Below are 5289 nucleotides of genomic sequence, written 5' to 3' on the forward strand. Positions count from 1 at the left end.
ATATTTTATAATTAGTAAGTAAACATAAACTTGAAAAAAGTTTAAAGTAAAGCGCTCGGCTCGGCTCGGCTCGCGCGAATTTGATTTATAATAGTTTTATTTATCATAGGCGGAATTATACAATATTTAGAATTTTTGTCAACACTTTAAAATAAAAAATTTGTTGTCATTACTAATTTCAAATTTGTCATTGCGAGATTTATCGAAGCAATCTACTATTAATAAGGCTTAAATTTTAAAATCAAATTCTATTAATTTTGGATTACTTCTGGCATAGCCATCGTAATGACGGTAAAATGTTTGTCATTGCGAGCAAAAAAGAAAAGAATAAAATCTTAAACTTTAGTTAAGCTAAAAAATATTCATAACATATTTATCGGGTCTATATCTATTTCTATATAATTCCCTTTTTGCGCTATAAAATTATTAGAAAGATTTTCAAAAAATTCTTTAAGCAAAGAATGAGACGCGGTTTTTATTAAAATATTCCATCTATAATATTTATTCAATTTACTCATTATGCAAGGAGTCGCTCCTAATATTTCAAGTTTATCTTTATGCTTATATGTTAACTTTCTTACTAAATCGGCTATAGTATTGGCATCGCTTTCTACTTTTTTTTCGTTCTCTCCTCTTATAACCAATCGAATCAATCTTGAAAACGGCGGATAATTGAGAGGCGATTTTCTTTTTATTATTTCGCTATTATAGAAAGAAATATAATCATGATTTTTCGCGCATTCTATACTGTAATGATTCGGCGAATAAGTTTGAATATAAACTATTCCTTTCTTTTCTCCCCTTCCGCTTCTGCCCGCCACTTGAGTTATCAAATTAAAAGTTCTCTCCGAACTTCTGAAATCTGGTATATGAAGCGACATATCGGCAAAAAGAACTCCGACTAAAGTGACATTCGGAAAATCGAGTCCTTTCGCTATCATTTGCGTTCCTACTAATATATCAATTTCTCCGTCCGCAAATCTTTTAAATATTTTTTCGTAATTTTTTGTTCCACCGACAGTGTCTTGGTCGACTCTCTCTATTATCGCGTTTGGAAAAAGTATATTTAAATGTTCTTCCACTTTTTCCGTTCCGCTTCCGATTCTTTCAAAATATCCTATTTTACATTCTCCGCAAATCGTATCCAAAAATTGAGTATATCCGCAATAATGACACATAACGGTATTTTTCTTTTTATGATATGTCAAAGAAACCGAACAATTCGGACATTCCAAAACTTTTCCGCAATGCGAACAACTGACTACGGGAGCATAACCTTTTCTATTCAAAAACAATATTATCTGTTCTTTAAGTTCCAATTTTTTATTTATCTCTTCGACTAATTTTTGAGTTATCATTGGAAAGACTTCCGATTTTTTTTCTTTTTTCAAATCGAGTATTTTCACTTCGGGCATATTTACCGAAGAAGCTCTTTTTGTTAAAGTTAAAAGTTCTATTTTTCCGTTTTGAGAGTGATAAAAACTTTCAATGGAAGGAGTCGCGCTTCCCAAAAGTAAAGTTGCGTTTTCTTTTTCTTTTCTATAAAACGCTATTTGTCTCGCATGGTATCTCGGCGTTTCGTTCGATTTATAACTCGTTTCATGCTCTTCGTCTATGACTATTATTCCCAAATTATTTGCGGGCGAAAATATCGCACTCCTCGCCCCCACAACTATTTTTATTTCGTTTTTTTTAATCATTTGCCAATATCTATATTTTGAAGTCGGAGTTAATTTGCTATGTAAAACGGCTATTTTCCCTTCAAATCTTTCGGCGAATCTTTTTATAGTCTGCGGAGTTAACGATATTTCAGGAAGTATGACTATCGCTTGTTTGCCCATATCCACGACTTTTTTAATCGCTTGCAAATAAATTTCGGTTTTTCCGCTTCCTGTCACGCCATGCAATAAAAAAGTTTTAGATTTTTCAGATTCTATACTTTCAGATATTTTTTTTAAAACATTTTCCTGTTCTTCGTTTAATTTTAAATAAGGTTTTTGTTTTGCTGGAATCGGTTTGGCTTTCTTTTCAATCTTTGCTGGATTTCCCGCGGGGAGAGAGGCAAATAACGATTCTCCAAAAGAAGAATGATAATATTTGCTCATCCATTTTGCAAGCTCAAATTCTTTATTAGAACATATAGGCTCGATGTCTATTCTCGCTTTTATAGGATAGATTTTGAAATTGCCTTCCGACTCTTCGGTTTCTTCAATTACTATGCCTTTAATATTTCTATTTTTTACTGGAGCTATTATTCTGCAACCGACTAAACTGTCTTTTATTTCTTCTGGTTTTTTATAAGTGAGAATTTTATCAAACGGAAGATTAAAAACTACTTTAACAAACATCACATTTTTTCACGACGTCTTTTATCTTCGTATTTAGACATACAATTTACGCATCTTAAAGTATAAGGAATCGCCGTTAATCTATCTTCGCTAATCTCTTCTTTGCAATCGATACATTTTCCGTAAGAACCGTCTTCTATTCTTTTAAGAGCGTTATTTAAAGCTTCCAATTTATCTTTGTCTTTTTGCGAAGAGTTAACCAAACTTTGCTTCTCGTAAGTTTGAAAAGCTATATCCGCCATATCGCCGTGAGCCTCTTGTTTTAGCGCTTCGTAAGTTTCGTTTCCGCTCAATAATTCGTCTAATGTTTTTCTCTTTTCTTCAAGTATCAAATCTTTAAATTTTTTCAATTTTTTAGAGTTCATATATCAACCTTCGTAATACGATTTGTAAAAGTATTTTCAATATTTTAAAAATATTATCGTTTTGAAAATTGGAAAAGTTTTCTCGCTCCAGACCTTCCATATTTTTTTCTTTCAACTTCTCTCGAATCTCTCGTAATAAATCCGTTTCTCTTCAACGCTATTCTGAAATCCTGATTTTCCGCTATCAAAGCTTTCGCAATTCCATGTCTAACCGCATCCGCTTGAGCGCTTATTCCTCCGCCTCGAACATTTGCAAACACATCGTATTTTCCAAAATTTCCCGTTATTCTTAAAGCGTCTTCCACGACTTTTATCAAAGCCGCCCTATTGCAAAAATAATCCGTATAATTTTTACCGTTTATTAAAATTTTTCCGCTTCCCAAAGCGATGCGAGTTCTTGCGTTAGCCGTTTTTCTTTTTCCCGTAAAAATATTTAATTGTTTTGCAGCCATTATTTATTCTCCTATTTTTTACTTTATATTTATTACTTCTGGTTTATTTGCCGCATGAGGATGTTCCGCTCCTGCGTAAACTTTCAATTTTTTCAAATGAAGTCTTCCCAAAGGATTATGAGAAAGCATTCCTTTAACCGCTATTCTAACCATTCTTTCTGGATTTTTTTCAAGTAGTTCGCCGTAGCTAACGGATTTAATTCCGCCGGGATAACCCGTATGTCTGTAATGAATTTTTCCTTTCTTTTTGTTTCCCGTCAATACTATATCTTTAGCGTTAATTATAATAACATAATCTCCGTTATCCAAATTATAAGCGTAATCGGTTTTATGTTTTCCTTTAAGCAAAAAAGCCGCTCTGCTTGCCACTCTTCCCAAAGATTTTCCTTTAGCGTCTATAATAAGCCAATTCTGTTTAATATCCTTTTGGGAGAGAACATAAGTATTGTTTTTCGTTTTCAAAATTTTCTTATCCATAAAAATATCCTTAAATAAAATCTTATTCTAAATATATTAAATTCTATTATTCTAAACGATAATTAATGAATTATTTTATCATAAATCGATTATAAAGTCAAATTTTTTTTGATACATTTTCTTAAAAACTTTTGACTCTCTTTCGGCTTACTTCAAATATTTCAAAGAATTCGTTATAAAAAGTTTGTTTTTAAATATTGTTTAATTATTAAAATTATTATATAATAGCTTAATGGCTAAAAAAATATTAATAAATGAAATAAAATGAAGACAATAAAAACTACTATTATATTATTAATTTTAATCTTTAATTCTTTCGATTTATTTGCAAAAAGCGGATTGGAATTGGGAATATTTGTCCCAATAGGAATGAGTATATCTTTGCATACTTTTGATTCGTCTGAATACGGAAATAATTCTGGATTCAATCAATATGTGGAAAATAACGCGAAGAAAACTAAAGCGGGTTTTGAAATTGGAATTTTATCTCAAGCGGGATATAGTTTTCAAATAAATAGAGATTTTAGTATAAGCCTTTTAGGAGAGTTAGGATATTTCAGAGATTCTATTAATTACGGTTTGAAAGACACGGAAACAAATTCTTATATATTCGTAATGAAAAATAGCGTTTATAATACTTTCGACAGTTTATTGATTGGAGCTATTCCAAAACTAAATTATAAAAATTTTTCGTTTTCGTTGGGTTTCGGAGTAAAAATTCCGTTATACGCCGAAATAAATTATTCGTCAAAAAATAAGTCTATAGGATATATTACGGAAAATATAACTACGATTAAAGCGAATAAAATGAAAGACTATTTCAAACATCAAGCCATACCGTTTATAAAATTCGTATTCGATTATTCTTTTTATAGTTCGTCAAAATTCGATTTGGTTTTATCGGGTTATTTTAATTACGATTTTCCGATATATTATCAAAATAAAAATTCAAATAATAGCGTTAATCCGATTGAAAAATTATCGAGTATAGATTTGGGAATTCAATTTGGCGCAAAAATAAAACCTATGGGGTAATATAAAATAAAATGAAAATATTATTAAAGATATTGATAATTACGATGCTTTTAAATCGTTTAGCGTTTGCCAAAAGCGGTCTTGAATACGGCTTTCAAGTTCCGATTGGTATGAGCGTAGGAATTAACAGATTTATATTGAATAAAGACAGCTCGAGCGTTCAGCAAAGCAATTATAATTCAAAATTAAAACAAAATTCAAAAAATTCTTATATAGGTTTCGATTTGGAAATATTGGCTCATTTAGGATACAATTTTGAATTTAGAAGGAATATGAGCTTAAGTTTATTATTTGAAATTGGATATTCGCATGACACTTTTTCTTCTTATTCCAAAAATAACGGAAGCTCTTCCGTAAAAAATTTAAATTATTATATTTTTGAAAGTATGACATTCGGAATATATCCTAAATTTAATTGGAATAAATTTTCTTTCGGTATCGCGAGCGGAATTAAAGTTCCGTTATACGCGAGAATTAAAGATTCGGTTGTAGATTATCAGAATTCCAAAATAACTCAAAATATAGAAATTATAAAAGCGAATCAAATGAAAAATATATTTAAAGTTCCCATTATTCCGTATTTAAAATTTTCTGCAGATTATTTGATTTATT

6 protein-coding genes are annotated in these 5289 nt (G+C 30.4%); 2 read left to right on the forward strand and 4 right to left on the reverse strand.

Annotated features, from left to right (window positions below; genetic code table 11):
- Positions 1-362: 362 nt before the first annotated feature.
- From priA to rplM, 4 genes are read right to left on the reverse strand one after another with little or no spacing between them, the layout of a single operon-like run.
- Positions 363-2348, reverse strand: a complete 1986-nt coding sequence (gene priA, locus EZH24_RS06760) for a replication restart helicase PriA (protein WP_137998373.1) — start codon at positions 2346-2348, stop codon at positions 363-365.
- Positions 2348-2713, reverse strand: a complete 366-nt coding sequence (locus EZH24_RS06765) for a TraR/DksA family transcriptional regulator (RefSeq protein ID WP_137998368.1) — start codon at positions 2711-2713, stop codon at positions 2348-2350. The genes priA and EZH24_RS06765 overlap by 1 nt, the downstream gene beginning before the upstream one ends.
- Positions 2714-2766: 53 nt before the next feature.
- Positions 2767-3165, reverse strand: coding sequence for a 30S ribosomal protein S9 (gene rpsI, locus EZH24_RS06770; RefSeq protein ID WP_137998369.1), 399 nt, complete (start codon positions 3163-3165; stop codon positions 2767-2769).
- An 18-nt stretch (positions 3166-3183) separates the two neighbouring features.
- Positions 3184-3642, reverse strand: coding sequence for a 50S ribosomal protein L13 (gene rplM, locus EZH24_RS06775; protein ID WP_137998370.1), 459 nt, complete (start codon positions 3640-3642; stop codon positions 3184-3186).
- Between the two features lie 264 nt (positions 3643-3906).
- Between rplM and EZH24_RS06780 the strand changes: the two genes are divergently transcribed.
- Both EZH24_RS06780 and EZH24_RS06785 read left to right on the forward strand, forming a co-directional pair.
- Positions 3907-4677, forward strand: coding sequence for a hypothetical protein (locus EZH24_RS06780; RefSeq protein WP_137998371.1), 771 nt, complete (start codon positions 3907-3909; stop codon positions 4675-4677).
- Positions 4678-4688: 11 nt separating this feature from the next.
- The coding region (locus tag EZH24_RS06785; RefSeq protein WP_137998372.1) for a hypothetical protein at positions 4689-5289 on the forward strand (601 nt) is incomplete at its 3' end.

Origin of the sequence: Brachyspira catarrhinii, from assembly GCF_005518285.1 — a bacterium.
In the GTDB taxonomy this organism is placed as follows: domain Bacteria; phylum Spirochaetota; class Brachyspiria; order Brachyspirales; family Brachyspiraceae; genus Brachyspira; species Brachyspira catarrhinii.

What these genes read in the sequence shown, in the direction of transcription:
- priA (WP_137998373.1), bottom strand. Translation starts at nt 2,348, where the DNA reads ATGTTTGTTAAAGTAGTTTTTAATCTTCCGTTTGATAAAATTCTCACT.
- EZH24_RS06780 (WP_137998371.1), top strand. Translation starts at nt 3,907, where the DNA reads ATGAAGACAATAAAAACTACTATTATATTATTAATTTTAATCTTTAAT.
- rpsI (WP_137998369.1), bottom strand. Translation starts at nt 3,165, where the DNA reads ATGGCTGCAAAACAATTAAATATTTTTACGGGAAAAAGAAAAACGGCT.
- rplM (WP_137998370.1), bottom strand. Translation starts at nt 3,642, where the DNA reads ATGGATAAGAAAATTTTGAAAACGAAAAACAATACTTATGTTCTCTCC.
- EZH24_RS06765 (WP_137998368.1), bottom strand. Translation starts at nt 2,713, where the DNA reads ATGAACTCTAAAAAATTGAAAAAATTTAAAGATTTGATACTTGAAGAA.